Source organism: Mycobacteroides sp. CBMA 271 (genome assembly GCF_009729205.1).
Lineage (GTDB): Bacteria > Actinomycetota > Actinomycetes > Mycobacteriales > Mycobacteriaceae > Mycobacterium.
The window spans coordinates 548,456-564,455 of the sequence record NZ_VTHB01000001.1 but is presented as its reverse complement, the minus strand read 5'-3'; the positions used below and the strand labels follow the sequence as shown (position 1 = coordinate 564,455).

General features: G+C 64.8%; 16 protein-coding genes. 5 read left to right on the top strand and 11 right to left on the bottom strand.

Annotation, left to right across the window (positions count from 1 at the left end; all coding sequences use genetic code 11):
- Window positions 1-39: 39 nt before the first annotated feature.
- On the bottom strand, window positions 40-753 hold the full coding sequence (locus tag FZI91_RS02805; protein ID WP_155937111.1) for a TetR/AcrR family transcriptional regulator: 714 nt from the start codon (window positions 751-753) through the stop codon (window positions 40-42).
- 156 nt (window positions 754-909) lie between these two features.
- Between FZI91_RS02805 and FZI91_RS02800 the strand changes: the two genes are divergently transcribed.
- Window positions 910-2,301 (top strand): SDR family NAD(P)-dependent oxidoreductase, encoded by a 1,392-nt coding sequence (locus FZI91_RS02800; RefSeq protein ID WP_155937752.1) that lies wholly within the window; start codon window positions 910-912, stop codon window positions 2,299-2,301.
- 23 nt (window positions 2,302-2,324) lie between these two features.
- Here FZI91_RS02800 and FZI91_RS02795 read toward each other — a convergent pair whose 3' ends face one another.
- Window positions 2,325-3,878 (bottom strand): aldehyde dehydrogenase family protein, encoded by a 1,554-nt coding sequence (locus FZI91_RS02795; protein WP_155937110.1) that lies wholly within the window; start codon window positions 3,876-3,878, stop codon window positions 2,325-2,327.
- Window positions 3,875-5,182, bottom strand: a complete 1,308-nt coding sequence (locus FZI91_RS02790; protein ID WP_162525720.1) for a VOC family protein — start codon at window positions 5,180-5,182, stop codon at window positions 3,875-3,877. Before FZI91_RS02790 ends, FZI91_RS02795 begins: the two co-directional genes overlap by 4 nt.
- A gap of 90 nt (window positions 5,183-5,272) precedes the next feature.
- On the opposite strand from FZI91_RS02790, the gene FZI91_RS02785 reads away from it, so the two are divergent.
- On the top strand, window positions 5,273-5,728 hold the full coding sequence (locus tag FZI91_RS02785) for an Lrp/AsnC family transcriptional regulator (protein ID WP_155937751.1): 456 nt from the start codon (window positions 5,273-5,275) through the stop codon (window positions 5,726-5,728).
- A 124-nt stretch (window positions 5,729-5,852) separates the two neighbouring features.
- Entirely contained in the window at window positions 5,853-7,151 is a 1,299-nt protein-coding gene (gene lat / locus FZI91_RS02780; RefSeq protein WP_309224072.1) for an L-lysine 6-transaminase, read from the top strand.
- Here lat and FZI91_RS02775 read toward each other — a convergent pair.
- The 6 genes from FZI91_RS02775 to FZI91_RS02750 form a co-directional block, all read right to left on the bottom strand.
- Window positions 7,139-7,729, bottom strand: coding sequence for an NADPH-dependent FMN reductase (locus FZI91_RS02775; RefSeq protein ID WP_162525721.1), 591 nt, complete (start codon window positions 7,727-7,729; stop codon window positions 7,139-7,141). The genes lat and FZI91_RS02775 overlap by 13 nt on opposite strands.
- A gap of 69 nt (window positions 7,730-7,798) precedes the next feature.
- Window positions 7,799-8,122, bottom strand: coding sequence for a hypothetical protein (locus tag FZI91_RS02770; RefSeq protein WP_162525763.1), 324 nt, complete (start codon window positions 8,120-8,122; stop codon window positions 7,799-7,801).
- Between the two features lie 88 nt (window positions 8,123-8,210).
- Window positions 8,211-10,010 (bottom strand): acetyl/propionyl/methylcrotonyl-CoA carboxylase subunit alpha, encoded by a 1,800-nt coding sequence (locus FZI91_RS02765; protein ID WP_162525722.1) that lies wholly within the window; start codon window positions 10,008-10,010, stop codon window positions 8,211-8,213.
- 110 nt (window positions 10,011-10,120) lie between these two features.
- Window positions 10,121-10,531: a SufE family protein gene (locus FZI91_RS02760; RefSeq protein ID WP_155937106.1), complete on the bottom strand. Its 411-nt coding sequence runs from the start codon at window positions 10,529-10,531 to the stop codon at window positions 10,121-10,123.
- Complete coding sequence (locus FZI91_RS02755) at window positions 10,528-11,421, bottom strand: sulfurtransferase (protein WP_162525723.1); 894 nt, start codon at window positions 11,419-11,421, stop codon at window positions 10,528-10,530. The genes FZI91_RS02760 and FZI91_RS02755 overlap by 4 nt, the downstream gene beginning before the upstream one ends.
- Before the next feature lie 249 nt (window positions 11,422-11,670).
- Window positions 11,671-12,552 carry an NAD(P)-dependent oxidoreductase gene (locus FZI91_RS02750; protein WP_155937105.1) on the bottom strand — a complete coding sequence of 294 codons (882 nt, stop codon included), beginning with the start codon at window positions 12,550-12,552 and terminating at the stop codon, window positions 11,671-11,673.
- A 123-nt stretch (window positions 12,553-12,675) separates the two neighbouring features.
- On the opposite strand from FZI91_RS02750, the gene FZI91_RS02745 reads away from it, so the two are divergent.
- Window positions 12,676-13,017, top strand: coding sequence for a helix-turn-helix domain-containing protein (locus tag FZI91_RS02745; RefSeq protein WP_162525724.1), 342 nt, complete (start codon window positions 12,676-12,678; stop codon window positions 13,015-13,017).
- Here the strand turns inward: FZI91_RS02745 and FZI91_RS02740 are convergent.
- On the bottom strand, window positions 12,923-14,308 hold the full coding sequence (locus FZI91_RS02740; protein ID WP_155937104.1) for an HNH endonuclease signature motif containing protein: 1,386 nt from the start codon (window positions 14,306-14,308) through the stop codon (window positions 12,923-12,925). The two genes, FZI91_RS02745 and FZI91_RS02740, sit on opposite strands and share 95 nt — an antisense overlap.
- A 167-nt stretch (window positions 14,309-14,475) precedes the next feature.
- Between FZI91_RS02740 and FZI91_RS02735 the strand changes: the two genes are divergently transcribed.
- Complete coding sequence (locus tag FZI91_RS02735) at window positions 14,476-14,943, top strand: putative immunity protein (protein WP_155937103.1); 468 nt, start codon at window positions 14,476-14,478, stop codon at window positions 14,941-14,943.
- Window positions 14,944-14,949: 6 nt separating this feature from the next.
- Here FZI91_RS02735 and FZI91_RS02730 read toward each other — a convergent pair whose 3' ends face one another.
- Complete coding sequence (locus tag FZI91_RS02730; RefSeq protein WP_162525725.1) at window positions 14,950-15,945, bottom strand: LLM class flavin-dependent oxidoreductase; 996 nt, start codon at window positions 15,943-15,945, stop codon at window positions 14,950-14,952.
- Window positions 15,946-16,000: the final 55 nt, after the last annotated feature.

Sequence of the window (16,000 nt, the reverse complement as noted above, 5' to 3'; positions counted from 1 at the left end):
CAGGCCATCGTGCCAACAGGGCCCGACATCCTCGCCAAACTAATCGGATCCCATGAGGTCGAGCACCGCTTGTGGGACGTTCGACACCCGGCGGACGGCATCAATCATGGCGTGGGCTGAGGTATCGGCGAGCCAGTTGACGTCGAGCTGGGGGTTTAATGAGCGCTGACGTGCCAGTTCTTGATTGAACGCGAGCCAGCCCCGGATCACCACCCGAAGCTCGATGTCGAGCTGGGGGGTTACTTCATTGCCCGCGATGTGATCGAGGACGGCCATGATGCGATCGGTCTGTTTGTCGTATTCCTGTTGCTCGATGGCCGTGACGGTCGGATCGGCCGAATCGATCATCCGGAAGACGGTCACCGGCGCGTAGGGATGCTCCTCCTGATAGTGTAGGTACACCAGCAGCGTGTTGCGGATCCGTTCGAAACCTGACAGCGCCGGATCCAGGTCGAGTGAGATCGTGGCGTCGTAGAGCCGGTCGTACTCGGCCTGCATCACCGCGGTGTAGAACGAGCGTTTGTCGGGAAAGTAGCGATACAGCAGCGCGCGCGAGACGCCTGCCTGTTCAGCTACCTCGTCCATGCGGACGTCGTCGTAATGATGTTCGCCAAACAGTTGGGTACCAAACTCCAAGAGCTCGGCGCGCCGATCTTCGGGGGTGAGCCGACGACGGGGCGATGAGCCGCTTGGGCGAAGAGCAGACGAATCCGATGAGCCGCTTGGGCGAACTGCATCGGAGTCGTCGGTCATCCAGGCGATTTTACTAGGCGAGGATCGCCGACCACGTGGTATCGGCTGGCTCGGCCGTTTGATCCGTCACATCGACTGAAGAAAACAGCCATTGACGAGAGTTCTTGTTCGCCTAACTACACTGCGTCGGTGGCTAAGCACATCGACCCCGAGGATATGGCCATCTTTGGGCGTGTCCTGGATCACGCCGCCGAGCTCGCGCCCGACCACCCCGATTCAATTGCCGTGCAGCGCGGGGTCGCGAAACTTTTCAAGATCCTCAAGAGGCAGCGTCGGCGCCAGGCGCGCCAGGCGGAGCTGGATGCCGACCGCGCGGTCATCGGTGCGACCGCCACAGGTTCAGCCGATCGGATTGACGACGAGACGGCCGGTCTGCCGTTGCGCGCCGGCGACGCGGTGGGGACGCTGCGGCGCCCGCAGCACTGCTACATCTGCAAGGTCAGATACACCGAGATCGATGCGTTCCACCATCAGCTGTGCCCGGATTGCGCACCGGCCAACAGATCCCGGCGTGATCAGCGTGCCGATCTGACCGGACGACGGGCGGTGCTGACCGGTGGTCGCGCCAAGATCGGGATGTACATCGCCTTGATGTTGTTGCGAGATGGGGCAAGCCTCACCATTACCACCCGGTTCCCGCGCGATGCGGCCCGCAGGTTCGCACAGCTTCCGGATGCGGCCGGCTGGCTTGACCGGCTGAGCATCGTCGGCATCGACCTGCGCGACCCCGCGCAGGTGGCGCGTTTCGCCGACGAGGTTGCCGCGCAAGGGCCGCTGGACATTTTGATCAACAATGCCGCCCAGACGGTCCGGCGCAGCCCCGGCTCCTACACGTCCTTGGTTGATGCCGAACAGGCGCCGCTCAGTGGCGCCGCCGCGCGTGTTCCGATTACCGCGATGGGCGATCCCAGCGAGCTGCATCCGCACACCTTGGCGCTGGGGGAGGGATCCGAGGCTGCCGCCCACTCGCTGGTGTCCTTGGCGTTGACGGCGGGTTCGGCGACGCCGGACCGGATCGTCGATGGAACGGCTGTCGATGCCGGTGGGCTGCTGCCAGATCTCGTCGACACCAACAGCTGGGTGCAGTCGGTCGATCAGATCGATCCGCTGGAACTACTTGAGGTGCAACTGTGTAACAGCGTGGCGCCCTTCATTCTGTTGTCGCGGCTTCGGCCCGCGCTGCGTGCCTCGACAGCGCGGCGTAAGTACGTGGTGAACGTCTCTGCGATGGAAGGCAATTTCTCGCGTGGTTATAAGGGGCCGGGGCATCCGCACACCAATATGGCTAAGGCGGCATTGAACATGCTGACCAGAACCAGTGCGGGCGAACTATTTTCCGAGGGCATCCTGATGACCGCTGTCGATACCGGCTGGATCACCGATGAGCGTCCACACAGCAGCAAGATGCGGTTGGCGCAAGAGGGATTCCGGGCGCCCCTAGATCTCGTGGACGGTGCTGCCCGGGTTTACGACCCCATCGTTCAGGGAGAGCTTGGCGTCGATCTGTACGGCTGCTTCTTGAAGGACTTCCAGCCTCACCCCTGGTAGCCCAGTCCGTCTAGCCCGTCCCACTAGCCGAAGTGAACACCTTGGGCCAAAGGCAGTTCCGTGGAGTAGTTGACGGTGTTCGTGGCGCGTCGCATGTACGCCTTCCACGAGTCGGAGCCCGATTCGCGACCTCCGCCGGTCTCCTTTTCGCCGCCGAAGGCGCCACCGATCTCCGCACCAGAGGTGCCGATGTTGACGTTCGCGATGCCGCAGTCGGATCCGTCGGCGGCCAGGAAGCGTTCGGCTTCCCGTACGTCCAGGGTGAATATCGCCGAGGAAAGTCCTTGAGGTACGGCGTTGTTCAGTGCGATTGCCTCGTCGAGGGTGTCGTAGGTCAGCACGTACAAGATGGGGGCGAAGGTTTCCCGGTGCACCACGTCTCCTTGTTCCGGCATCCGGACGACGGCTGGGGTGACGTAGAACGAACCGTCGCCGAGTTCTCGGCGTTCGCCGCCGATGACCGTTCCGCCTGACGCCCGGGCGGCTTCCAGCGCGTCCTGCATATCGCGGAACGACTTTTCGTTGATCAGTGGGCCCACCAAGGTGTTTTCCTCGAAGGGGTTGCCCACCGGGAGCTGGTCGTAGGCGTGCACGATGCGCTCGGTCAGCGCGTCGGCCACCGAGTGGTGAACAATCAACCGCCGCAGGGTGGTACAGCGTTGACCCGCGGTGCCTGCGGCCGAGAACACGATGCCGCGCACCGCCAGATCAAGGTCGGCGGCAGGGCTCACGATGGCCGCGTTGTTACCGCCCAGCTCGAGCAGCGATCGGCCGAAGCGAGCGGCTACCCGCGGGCCGACCTGCTGGCCCATCCGCACCGATCCGGTCGCGCTGACCAAGGCGATGCGCGGATCGTCGACGAGTTGTTCGCCAACGTCGCGTCCGCCCTGGATCAAACGGCTCACTTCCGGGGGCGCACCAACGTCCGCGGCTGCACGGTCTAGAAGCGCCTGGCACGCAACGGCGGTCAGGGGTGTCAGCTCGGAGGGCTTCCACACCACCGTGTCGCCGCAGACTAGGGCGATCGCGGTGTTCCAGGACCACACGGCCACCGGGAAGTTGAACGCGGAGATGACGCCGACGACGCCCAGCGGATGCCAGGATTCCATCAGTCGGTGCCCTGCACGCTCGGACGCCATGGTTTTCCCGTACAGCTGTCGGGACAGCCCGACCGCGAACTGGCAGATGTCGATCATTTCCTGCACTTCGCCGAGGGCTTCGGACACGATCTTTCCGGCCTCGATGGTCACCAGCTCGGCAAGGTCTCGCTTGTGCTCCGTCAGCAGCTCGCCGAGACGAGCCACCAACGCACCGCGCACGGGTGCGGGTGTGGTGCGCCATTGCGAAAATGCTTGGGCTGCTTCGGTGATGGCGGCGTCCACCTCGTCCTTGGAACTCGCCGGCAGGGTGAAGAGGACGTCACCGGTGATGGGGCTGCGGACCGCAACGCCGTCACCGTCTGCCACGCCGAGTTCTAGATCGGCGCCCATCCAGCGCAACGCGTTGCGGGCCCGTGTGCGCAGGTCATCGGTCGAAGGCAGAACGTGTGGGGATGCGGTAGGCAAGGTGGTGGTCATCGGTGGGCTCCCATCGTGAGGTCGGATTGTGCTGCGATAGCGGCGTAGAGCGCATACGGATCATGGATTTCTCGGCCTATTGCGCCGGCCATCCATTCCTTCGAGTAGTCGACGACTGGGTGGTCTGCGCCGTCACCGTATGCGCCGTCGTCGTCGAGATTGGATCGGAAGATTCCGGCCGCCGAACGCGGCAGGAAGTCTTCGTACACGATGGGGCTGCGCACGACGTCCCCTGTGGGGCCGGTGCTGGTGCGGAAGTAGGCGAGTTCGAGTTCGGCCAACCCGGCTTCGGTATCGGGGAAGTATTCGGCCCACGTCGCTGCTGCTTGTTCGGGGTGTGTGTCTCTGTCGTCCATGGCAGCCATGGCCATGTCATAGCGAGCGCGGCCCGCTGGGGTGAGGGCTATGCCGCGCGCCTCGACCTCGCCGAACCGTACCCGCAGTGTGTCACTGAGCACCGAGCCGTCGCTCGTGCGGAATCGTCGAGGCTCGGCTAGGGCTCGAAATGAGGTCTGCCGCAGGAGAACATCGGGTCCATGCCAACGGGGAGGACCCTGGATCGCGTCGATCATGGTGATACCGCGCGCCGTCATCCGCTGATATAGGTCGTCGATATCCAGTACTCGCGGCGTCAGGTGGTTGATGTGCGTGCCGTCGACGCCGGCGATATCGGCCGCGACGGGTGAGATCGCGGAAAGCTCGTCGTACCACGCGCGGTCGATGGGGGCGGTGGATAATGCGAAGGCCTTGACCGCATCGCGCACGAAGTCCTCGGCCTGCGCGGGGGTGGCTCCGCCGGACGCGCTGATGAGCCGTGCATGTGCCAGCAGTGCCGGGTCGAACAGCCGTCGCCGCTCGATGAAATTCTCTACGCGTACACGCAGATTCGCGTCGAAGAACCGACGGTCGGCGGTTGCCAGCATCGATGTGAACACGCGGAACGGGTTAAGCGCCAACTCATTCTCGTCCACCGGCCGGAATGCGGTGGAAACGACCGGCACGGGGGATGTGGCGTCGCGCAGGTCGTAGAAGTCGACCGGATACATTCCGAAGGCCGCGAAGAGATCGGCGACCGCGGCAAGTTCTGCAGGGCTGCCGACTCGGATGGCACCGTGACGTTCGGCGGTGACCCGCTCGATCGAGCCGAGCCGTTCGGCATCCGGATGCGTTGTGGCGTAAGTCTGGTTCACGTCCGTACTGACATCGACCAGGGTGTTGTACGCGGGAACCTCTGTCCCGTACATACGGGACAGCGCCGCCGCGAAGTGCGCCCTGAGTTTCCAGGTGGGGATAAGAGTGGTCACCGGAATCGCCTGAGAGTTGAAGTGATTGGCCTGCGTAAGTCTGTTACCTGTCGCCTCTGGTCGCGGTACTCTGCCCCCGTGACCCAAGAGTTGCCCGAGCGTCCGCTCGATGACGTCGATCGAATTCTGGTGCGCGAGTTGGCTCGCGATGGACGGGCGACGCTCGCGCATCTAGCTGCCAAGGCCGGGCTGTCGATCTCGGCGGTCCAAACACGCGTGCGCCGGCTGGAATCTCGCGGTGTGCTCACCGGGTACGCGGCACGCGTCAATCCCGAGTCGGTGGGCCAGATGCTGTCGGCGTTCGTGGCCATCACCCCTCTCGATCCTTCACTGCCCGACGATGCTCCTGCACGGCTTGAGCACATCGACGCCGTCGAGTCGTGCTACTCGGTGGCGGGCGAGGAGAGCTACGTCCTCCTGGTGCGGGTGCCCTCGCCGCGTGCGCTCGAAGAGCTGCTGCAGCTGATTCGCACCACAGCCAACGTTCGCACGCGAAGCACCATCATCTTACAAACTTTTTACGATGGACGCCAGCTAGTGCCGTAAATATTCTTGTCTTGATGTAGAGATGTCGTAAATACTGCGTTATTGTGGGTGCATGACCGCACTCATGTTTCCGGGATCCCGCGCTGGTTCCACGACCGAGGAAGATGCTTTGCGTCCGGAACCGGTGACACCGGATCGCGTGCATGAGGTGCTGCGGCGCAGCATTTTGGCTGACGGCATGGACCTCGTCCTCGACCTCGAGCGTTCGCGCGGGGCATACCTGGTGGACGCGCGCGATGGCACCACCTACCTCGACATGTTCACGTTCTTTGCGTCGTCGGCGCTGGGCATGAATCACCCGATGCTCGCCGAGGACAGTGAGTTCCGCGCCGAGCTGACCCGGGCCGCCATCAACAAGCCGAGCAATTCGGATATCTATACCGTCGAGATGGCGCGGTTCGTCGACACATTCGCGCGGGTGCTTGGTGACCCAGCCCTGCCTCACCTGTTTTTCGTGGACGGTGGCGCGCTGGCCGTGGAGAATGCGCTGAAGGTGGCGTTCGACTGGAAGAGCCGCTGGAACGAGGCGCACGGTATTGATGCGGCCTTGGGCACCAAGGTATTACACCTGCGCGAGGCCTTCCATGGCCGCAGCGGATACACGATGTCGCTGACGAATACCGACCCCAACAAGGTGGCGCGGTTCCCCAAGTTCGACTGGCCACGAATCGATTCGCCGTATATGCGCCCGGATGCCGATATCGATGAGCTTGAGGCCGCTGCGCTGGCGCAGGCGCGGCGTGCCTTCGCTGAAAATCCGCATGACATAGCGTGTTTCATCGCCGAGCCGATCCAGGGCGAGGGTGGAGATCACCACTTCCGCCCCGCGTTCTTCCACGCCATGCGCGCGCTGTGCCACGAGCACGATGCCCTGTTCATCTTCGACGAGGTGCAGACCGGATGCGGACTCACCGGAACCGCCTGGGCCTTCCAGCAGTTGGGCGTGACTCCCGACATCGTGGCCTTCGGGAAGAAGACGCAGGTGTGTGGCGTGATGGCGGGCGGTCGTGTCGATGAGGTGGCCGACAATGTCTTCGCCGTCAGCTCACGGATCAACTCCACCTGGGGTGGCAATCTGGTCGACATGGTGCGCTCGCGCCGCATTCTGGAAGTGATTGAGACGCAGCGGCTTTTCGATAACGCGACCCGGATGGGCGAGTACCTTTTGGACCGACTACAGACTCTTGCGCTGCGTCACGGCGAGGTCGGTGATGTGCGTGGCCGCGGGTTGATGTGCGCGTTCAGCCTCCCGACCGCCGAGGAGCGCGACCGTCTGGTGCAGCGCCTGTGGTCGAAGGAGCGCGTCATCCTGCTGCCCAGCGGCACGAACAGCGTGCGGTTCCGTCCGCCGCTGATCGTCAGCGCCGCGGAGATCGACGCGGCCGTGGCCGCAGTGTCGCGAGTGCTGTCTCACCAGGCATAGGGGGAGTGCTCGCGCGCCGTCCGCAGCGCGGCGGCCCACCAGGCCAGCTCGTCGAGCATCGTCTTGGCGGCAGTCTCCGTGTCACGGCTGTCGATGAGCTGGCCGGCGTCATCGAACTGGCTCCAGACGCCGTGGAAACTCACCACATCCCGTGTGGTCACGGCGTGGAGTTCGGCGAACACCAGCCGCAGTTGTTCGATGGCGCGCAAGCCGCCCGACATCCCGCCATACGAGGTGAATCCGATGGGCTTGGCCTGCCACTCGCTGTGGTGCCAGTCGATCAGGTTCTTCAGCGGAGCGGGAAAGCTGTGGTTGTACTCCGGAGTGACCACGAGGAACGCATCGGCGATACGCAGCCGCGCCGTCACCCTGGCCAGTTGGGCGGCATCGTCGGCGTCCGGGTTTCTGGAAAGATGAAGGGGTAAAGGGTAGTCCGCGAGATCGATGTAGCCGGCCTGGAAGGACGGATGGTGACGGGCCTTCGCCGCGATCCAGTTCGCGACCGTGGGTCCGAAGCGGCCGTCACGCGTGCTGGCGCAGATCACGGCGAGCCGCAGTGGGGTGGTTGACGCGTTCACGCGCCCATCGTCATACCTAAAGTGCACTCGAGGTCAAGAGGTTTCTTTCCGTCACGCGCCGACGGGGGCTTAAAGCATCGCGTCGCCGAAGCGCCGTACCGCGGCGACGGCCTCCTGCTCGGCATCCGAGGAGCCGGGATAGTCGGTGCGCGAACGTGATTCGATGGTTCCGGTGGCGGGGTCGAGCAGCACCTCGGCCACCATCTCGGCGGTGGTGGGTTCGCAGACCGCCCAGCTGTAGCCGCGGTCGCTGTCCCAGTCCTCGGTTCGGGCGGTGACGTATTCGGGGTCATCGATGCCGAGGGCGGCCAGCGCCGGCCGGTCATCCATCCGTTCATCGGCGCGGATGGCGCGCAGGTACCAGGCGCCCGCATTGATCTCGATGGGTTCGATGACCGACTCCTCTCGAGTGTGAACGTCAGGCAAAGAAAACGCCGAGTGTGAGCGTAGGCGCTCACACTCGGCGTTCGGGAAAGATGTGTTACTTGATTTCGGCGATCACGGTGCCCTGGGTGATGGCGGCACCGGCCTCGACGCTCAGTCCGGTGATGGTGCCGGCCTTGTGCGCGGTGACGGGGTTCTCCATCTTCATGGCCTCCAGCACGACGATCAGTTCGCCGGCCTCGACCTCCTGGCCTTCCTCGACGGCGACCTTCACGACGGTGCCCTGCATCGGGGCGGTGACGGAGTCACCGGTCGCGGCGGATGCGCCGTGGCCGCCGCGCTTGCGCGCCTTCGGCTTCTTGCGCACGACGCCGTTGGCGGCGCCGCCGCCCCCGCCGCCCAGCGAGATGTCACCGGGCAGGGAGACCTCGAGGCGGCGGCCGCCGACCTCGACGACCAGCTTCTGGCGAGGCAGCGTCTCGTCGTCGTCCTCGACAGCGCCCTCGGCCGTGAACGGCTCGACGGTGTTGTCCCACTCAGTCTCGATCCAGCGGGTGTGGACGGTGAAGCCGTCCTCGTCGCCGATGAATGCGGGATCGGCGACCACTGCGCGGTGGAACGGGATGACGGTGGCCAGGCCCTCGACGTTGAACTCGGCCAGCGCGCGGCGCGAGCGGGCCAGGGCCTCGTTGCGGTCGCGGCCGGTCACGATCAGCTTGGCCAGCATCGAGTCGAACTGGCCACCGATCACGGAGCCGGCACGCACTCCCGAGTCCAGGCGCACGCCGGGGCCGGTGGGGGTGTCGTAGACCTTGACCGGGCCGGGTGCTGGCAGGAAGTTGCGGCCGGCGTCTTCACCGTTGATGCGGAACTCGATCGAGTGGCCGCGCGGGGCCGGGTCCTCGGTGAACTCCAGGGCCTCGCCGTTGGCGATCTTGAACTGCTCGAGCACCAGGTCGACGCCAGCGGTTTCCTCGGTGACAGGGTGTTCCACCTGCAGGCGGGTGTTGACCTCGAGGAACGAGATGAGGCCGTCCTGGCCCACCAGGTACTCAACGGTTCCGGCTCCGTAGTAGCCGGCTTCCTTGCAGATGCGCTTGGCCGACTCGTGGATCTCCTTGCGCTGCGCGTCGGTCAGGAATGGCGCGGGCGCCTCCTCGACCAGCTTCTGGAAGCGTCGCTGCAGCGAGCAGTCGCGGGTGCCGGCGACAACGACATTGCCGTGTTGGTCGGCGATGACCTGCGCCTCGACGTGGCGCGGCTTGTCCAGGTAGCGCTCGACGAAGCACTCACCACGACCGAAGGCGGCGACGGCCTCGCGGGTGGCAGATTCGAACAGCTCCGGGATCTCTTCCAGGGTCCGGGCGACCTTCATGCCGCGGCCACCGCCACCGAAGGCCGCCTTGATCGCGATCGGCAGGCCGTGCTCGTTGGCGAAGGCGACGACCTCGTCGGCGTTCTTCACCGGGTCGGGGGTGCCGGGGACCAGCGGGGCCTGAGCCTTGGCGGCGATGTGGCGGGCGGTGACCTTGTCACCGAGGTCGCGGATGGACTGCGGGCTCGGTCCGATCCAGATCAGCCCGGCGTCGATGACGGCCTGGGCGAAGTCGGCGTTTTCGGACAGGAAGCCGTATCCGGGGTGGATGGCGTTGGCGCCGGACTTTTCGGCGGCCTCGAGGATCTTGCCGAAGTCCAAGTAGGACTCGGCGGCGGTGTTACCGCCGATGCCGAAGGCCTCGTCGGCGAGGTGGACGTGGGGTGCGTCGGCGTCGGGTTCTGCGTAGATCGCGACACTGCCCAGTCCAGCGTCCTTCGCCGCGCGGATCACCCGAACCGCAATCTCGCCGCGATTGGCGACGAGTACCTTGCTGATCTTCGAGCTGGCGTGATTGGGCACCGGGCCTCCTGGTTTTAGTGCTTTCTTAGAGTCTCGGCAGTGAGTTTATGCATCCGTGGCGTCAAACACACATCCGGGATGGGGTGTGTTTGACCTACTGATGAGTAGGTTCAGGCGAGTCGCCGCTTGATCCGGGTCAGCATCGCCGACATTCCACGCAGACGCAGCGGGCTGATCAGCGCGGCCAGCCCCAGGTCGGCATAGAAGTCGTCGGGAACGGTCAGGATTGCGTCGGCGGACTGCCCGTCGAGGCCCTGCTGCAGGATCGAGGCGAACCCGCGTGTGGTCGGAGCCTCGGCGGGCGCACTGAAGTACAGCCGGACGTTGGACCGGTCTTTGGCGTCGACGTCCAGGAACAGCGGTGACTGGCATTCCGGCACCGGTTCCATCGCCGCCTGCTCCAAATGCGATGGCAACTCAGGTAATTCGCTCGAGAACTCCAGCAGGAGCTGCAATTTGTCCTGCCCGTCGACGGCCTTGAAATCGGCGACGATCTCGGCGAGTTCAGCGGGCAGCGTCATTTAGGCAGTGCGCCCGGCTTCTCGCCCTTGGCAATCGGGGTGCGGACCCGGTTGCCCCATTCGGTCCAGGACCCGTCGTAGTTGCGGACACCCTCGACGCCCATCAAGTGGGTGAGCACGAACCAGGTGTGGCTGGAGCGCTCACCGATGCGGCAGTAGGCGACGATGTCGCCATCAGCGGCGATGACGTCGCCATAGATCTCGTCGAGCTCGCCGCGGCGCCGGAATCGGCTGTCGTCGGCGGCGGCCTTGGCCCAGGGGATGGAGACGGCAGTGGGGATGTGCCCGCCGCGCAGCGCGCCCTCTTCCGGGTAGTCGGGCATGTGGGTGCGTTCGCCGGTGTACTCGGCGGGGGAGCGCACATCGATTAGTGGGCCGTTCCCGAGGTGTGCCAACACCTCGTCCGCATATGCACGGATCGGGGCGTCGTTGCGCTCGACCACGGGATAACCCTCGGTGTACTTGGCCGGGACGTCGAGCGTGGTGTCGCGACCCTCGGAGATCCACAAGTCGCGACCTCCATCGAGGAGGCGGACATCGGGGTGGCCGAACAGGGTGAAGACCCACAGTGCGTACGCGGCCCACCAGTTGGACTTGTCGCCGTAGATGACGACGGTGTCCTCGCGGCGGATTCCCTTGCGGTTCATCAGTTCTGCGAACTGCTCGCCGTCGATGTAGTCGCGGACCGTGCTGTCATTGAGGTCGACGTGCCAGTCGATCTTCACCGCGCCGGGGACGTGCCCGATGTCGTAGAGCAGGACATCTTCGTCGGACTCGACGATGGACAGTCCGGGGGTGCCTAGGTGTCCCGAGAGCCAGTCGGCAGAGACGAGGCGTTCGGGGTGGGCGTAGGCGGCGAATTCGGGGCTGGGGTCGGCCGGGAGGGTCACACTGCGAGCCTAGTCGCGTTCGTCGGCGGTCGGCGCATCGAGCTGAATGCTGCGTTCAGATCTTCGGGTGAGTTGCTGGTCGCGGTGCGAGAATTTGCCAATGCCGGACTGGGCATGCCACCCGCTGAACCCGATCGTCTCCTCCGTTCTCGGTGAGCGCCGGACACGAGCGCGGGCAATCACGCTTTCGACGGCGCTGGAGGACGTTGCGCTCGTGTCGTAGCGGGAGTACCTCGTCACGGTTCCCGGTCAGTCCCCTCGGATCAATCGGTAGGTAGTAACAAGCTCGCCGCGCTCGTCGCTAGCATCGATGGCGCGCCGCCAAATCGACTGTGCAGCATGCGATAGCGTGGCGTCCACACCGACTTCCTCGCTGGCGTCGATAATGTGCTGCGCGCCCGCGTCCATCATCTTGAGCATCGCGAGATCCTCCACGCCGTCGGCCACCTTGGTGGCCTCGGCGAACTGCACGAAGAATGCTTTGAGGGATTCCACGAAGTTCACGGCGTAGCCGACGTAGCGCTCGGGATCGCCGCCGGAGCGTGCCACCATCGCCAGCGCCTGTTCGAAGGACAGCATGGCGGGATGCAGCAGCGTCAGCAGCGATTGGTAGTACACCTGTGAGAAGCCGTAGTCGGGCCCGACGTAGTGCACCGGGCTTAGGGTGTTGAGCAGGTCTTCATGTTTTGTCACCAGATTCTGTGGCCCGCTGACGAGGAGATATGACAGCGGATGGGTGATGTCGTCTCCTTGCGACATGTATCCGGCGGACAGGAATGCCGCGCCCCGTTCGGTTACCCAGGCGGAGCCTGCTCGGGCTTTCTCGGGGGAGTCCGAGGACAGGTTGACGATGGTCGTGCCCTCCAACGCGGATTCGGCCTGGCCGAGTACGTCATACATCGCCGCGTAGTGCGTCAGGCTGATCAGGGTGACCGCGCCTGCCTGCAGCGCCTCGGCGACTGTTGACGCCTTCCGCGCACCGAGCTCCTCCATTGCGTCGGCCTTGGCGGAGCTGCGATTCCAGACGGTGACGTCGTATCCGGCCTTCAGCAGCGACTTGACGGTGGACTGGCCCATGGGGCCCAGTCCGATCACGGCGACGTTCTTTGCACTATCGCTTGCCTTAGACATGTTGTGTCCCTTTCGGATTGAATGTTCTGCAGTCAATCGTGCGGGGATCGGTAGGATCGCGCTAGAACGCACTTTGTGGTGGGTCACTTACCGCGAGGTTGGAAATATCGTCAGGAGGCCGCCGTGACCGCGAGCAGTGACACAGATCATCTGTGCGGGATGTCGATTGCCATCGATGCCGTCGGCGGCAAGTGGAAGCTGCACCTGATGTGGGTGCTGGCCGAAGGTCCGGTGCGGTTCGGCGAGATCCGGCGCAAGCTCGACGGCGTCAGTGAGAAGGTGCTCTCGGAGAATCTGCGGCAGATGGAGGCCAGCGGCATCGTGCACCGCGAGCTCTATCCTGAGATTCCGCCGCGCGTGGAGTACTCACTCACGGCGCTCGGCAAGGATCTGAGCGCGGCGCTGCACCCGCTGGAGGAGTGGGGCGACAAGAATCGGGCTGAACTGCTGGGCCGCAACTGCTAACTGCCCCAACGGGTTCCCCGGCCAGGTTGAGTTGTGGTGGGGGTATCCATTGGGTGGTGCCGTCTGGTTGTTTTCGGGTTTTCCAGCCTTGGGATAAGAGTCGATGATGCGGTCCGCAGGCGAAGGTGAGCCGGTCGATGTTGGTGTGGCCGCCCAGGGCCCATTCGTTGATGTGGTGGACTTCGCAAAGGTATCCGGGAACGCCGCAGCCCGGATAGGTGCAGCCGCGGTCCCTGGCGTGCAACACGATCCGCTGATCGGGGCTGGCTATTCGCTTCGAACGGCCTAGGTAGAGCGGGCGGCCGACGTCATCGAAAATGGTCAGGTAGTGGTGGGCGTGGGCGGCCATGCGGATGAGGTCGCGCATGGGTAGGCGGGTGCCGCCGCCGGTGATCGCAACACCCGCGGCCTGCTCCAACTCGTGCAGGGTGGTGGTGACCACAACGGTGACGGGCATGCCGTGATGGGAACCCAGTTTTCCTGAGGCCAAGCTGGATCGCAGGCATGCGCGAAATGCGTCGTGGTTGCGCTGGGCCGCGGTGCGGGTGTCGCGTTCGACGGCCTCCGCGGGCACCTCACCATCGACGACGGGACTTTCATCATTCGGGTTGCACATGCCGGGGGCGGCGAGCTTGGCGAACACGGCATCAAGGTAGGCGCGGGTTTCTGGATCCAACAACCCGCTGATGGGGGACATGCCGTCGAAACCCTGCTGCCCGATCGTCAGGCCACGGCGCCTCGCCCGATCAATGTCGGAGAACTCGCCGTCGGGGTTCAGTAGGGCCATCATGCGTTCGGCGCCGGTGCGCAGTTGTTCGGGCCGAAACTGGGCCGCCATCGTGGCGAGTTGGTGTTCGGCGCGTGCACGGGTCGGCGCATCCACTACCGCGGGCAGTCGGTCAAAGAACTGCCGAATGATCCGCACATGCTCCTCGCCGACCTCGCCGCGCCCGAATGCGTCCGCCACGTTCGGCAGTTGTGGTGCCAACGCTTCTCCGGTCAACGCGCGGCGTGGGGCCAACTGCTCGGCATCGGAGATCCTTCGCCGCGCGGCGCCCTTACTTATATGCAGCCGCCGTGACAACACATCCTGGAACGAGGTCCCACCCAACTCGACCGGGGAAGCTTGCGTTGTCACCTTCGGGATTAACCCCAGCCCGCTGGCCGACAGACGTCGCTGCACCACCTCCAACCGGGCCAGAACCGTCAACGCCTCGGCGGCAGTGAGCTCGACGAACATGTCGGACCCGAAGGCGTCGGCCGCCTCCTCCAACAATCCAATCGAACGCATGTGCTAACGCTAACGACACCCACCGACAAAATTCCGCAGTGTGTGACTAGAGAAACTATTGAGGCAGAAGATATTTGGGTTCACTGGGCAAAATTCGACGGGCCGCGCCTCCACCAGCGCGGACTCAACAAGGCCGGCGACTCGTGGCGACCTGACACCATGACACGATGTCCGGATCCCTGCAGAAGGGCGCGAACCCAGATCCCATCACGCACAAAGCGCTCGCTCGGTGGGCCGCCGACTGCGCGGAGCGGACACTGCCGATTTTCGAGAACATCCGCCCCGGCGATAGTCGGCCGCGCACGGCCATCGACACATTGCGAGCCTGGATGAACGATGAAGTTCCCATGACCGCATGCCGGAGCGCAGCTTTTGCGGCCCATTCCGCAGCACGCGAAGCCGAACTTTCCGGTGCGCACGCAGCCGTCGCCGCCGCACGTGCAGCCGGCCAAGCAGCCGCGGTGGCTCACATGGCCAACCACACCCAGCACGCCGGGACATACGCGGCCAAAGCGGTCGGGCTGCACACCGCAGGGGGCCGAAGCGAGCAAGACGAACGCAACTGGCAATGGAACAACCTCACCCCAGAGACACGGGCGATCGCCTTCCCTAAAGGACATCAACCCGAAGGCTGACTCCGATTACGACGACTGAACGGTCCTGACCTCGGCGACTATCTCCAGCGTCCGCAGCTGCAACTTCCGGTCCGGCGCGTTGGGCACGACAATGAGCTCGTCGGCATCGGCCAGCTGCGCGAAATCGTCGAGGTAGGTACGCACCTCGTCGGCGGTGCCGACGGCGAAGTACTTCGTCATCGACTGAATCTGCCGTCCCGCAGGTGATTCCAGCGCGGCCAGTGCTTCCTCATCGGTCAGTCGCCGCCCGCTGCCTCGGCTGAGGAATAGCTTGGCGCGCTCGATGAGAGCGGCCCGATATTGATCCCGTGCGGTGGCTTCGTCGTCCGCGGCGATCACACTTACCCCTGCGATGACGTACGGAGTATCCAACTGCTCCGAGGGTCGGAACTCTCGCCGGTACACCGCGACCGCGTCTTGCAGCGCGTCGGGCGCGAAGTGGGACGCGAACCCGTAGGGCAATCCCAGCACCGCGGCCAGCTGAGCGCCGAACAGTGACGACCCGAGGATGTACAGCGGCACCTGGGTCCGATGCCCGGGCGTGGCAGTGACTCCCGGGACACGGCTCTGCTCACCCAGGAACGCCTGCAGTTCGAGGACGTCCTGCGGAAAGTGCTCGGCATCGGCGGGGTCGCGCCGCAAGGCACGCAAGGTCACTTGGTCGGTACCCGGGGCGCGGCCGAGGCCGAGGTCGATGCGGCCGGGGTACAGCGACTCGAGCGTGCCGAATTGTTCGGCGATCTGCAGGGGAGAGTGGTTCGGCAGCATGATCCCGCCCGCTCCGAGCCTGATCGTGGAGGTCTGCGAGGCGATGTGCCCGATGAGGACGCTGGTCGCCGACGAGGCGATGGAGCGCATGTTGTGGTGTTCGGCGTACCAGACCCGCTGGAATCCGAGGGCTTCGGCATGCTGAGCGATCTGGACGCTGGCCAGGAAGCTCTCGCGCACCGACTCGTGCGGGGCGACGCGCGCCAGGTCCAGAATCGATACCGGTGTCGTCACGAACTAGGGCAACTCGCGGGCATTCTTGGCTATTCCCACGAGCGGCACACCATAG

Coding starts and splice junctions, on each gene's coding strand:
- FZI91_RS02805 (WP_155937111.1), bottom strand. CDS start 753: ATGACCGACGACTCCGATGCAGTTCGCCCAAGCGGCTCATCGGATTCG.
- FZI91_RS02750 (WP_155937105.1), bottom strand. CDS start 12,552: ATGTCTAAGGCAAGCGATAGTGCAAAGAACGTCGCCGTGATCGGACTG.
- FZI91_RS02795 (WP_155937110.1), bottom strand. CDS start 3,878: ATGACCACCACCTTGCCTACCGCATCCCCACACGTTCTGCCTTCGACC.
- FZI91_RS02740 (WP_155937104.1), bottom strand. CDS start 14,308: ATGCGTTCGATTGGATTGTTGGAGGAGGCGGCCGACGCCTTCGGGTCC.
- FZI91_RS02800 (WP_155937752.1), top strand. CDS start 910: ATGGCCATCTTTGGGCGTGTCCTGGATCACGCCGCCGAGCTCGCGCCC.
- FZI91_RS02735 (WP_155937103.1), top strand. CDS start 14,476: ATGTCCGGATCCCTGCAGAAGGGCGCGAACCCAGATCCCATCACGCAC.
- FZI91_RS02760 (WP_155937106.1), bottom strand. CDS start 10,531: ATGACGCTGCCCGCTGAACTCGCCGAGATCGTCGCCGATTTCAAGGCC.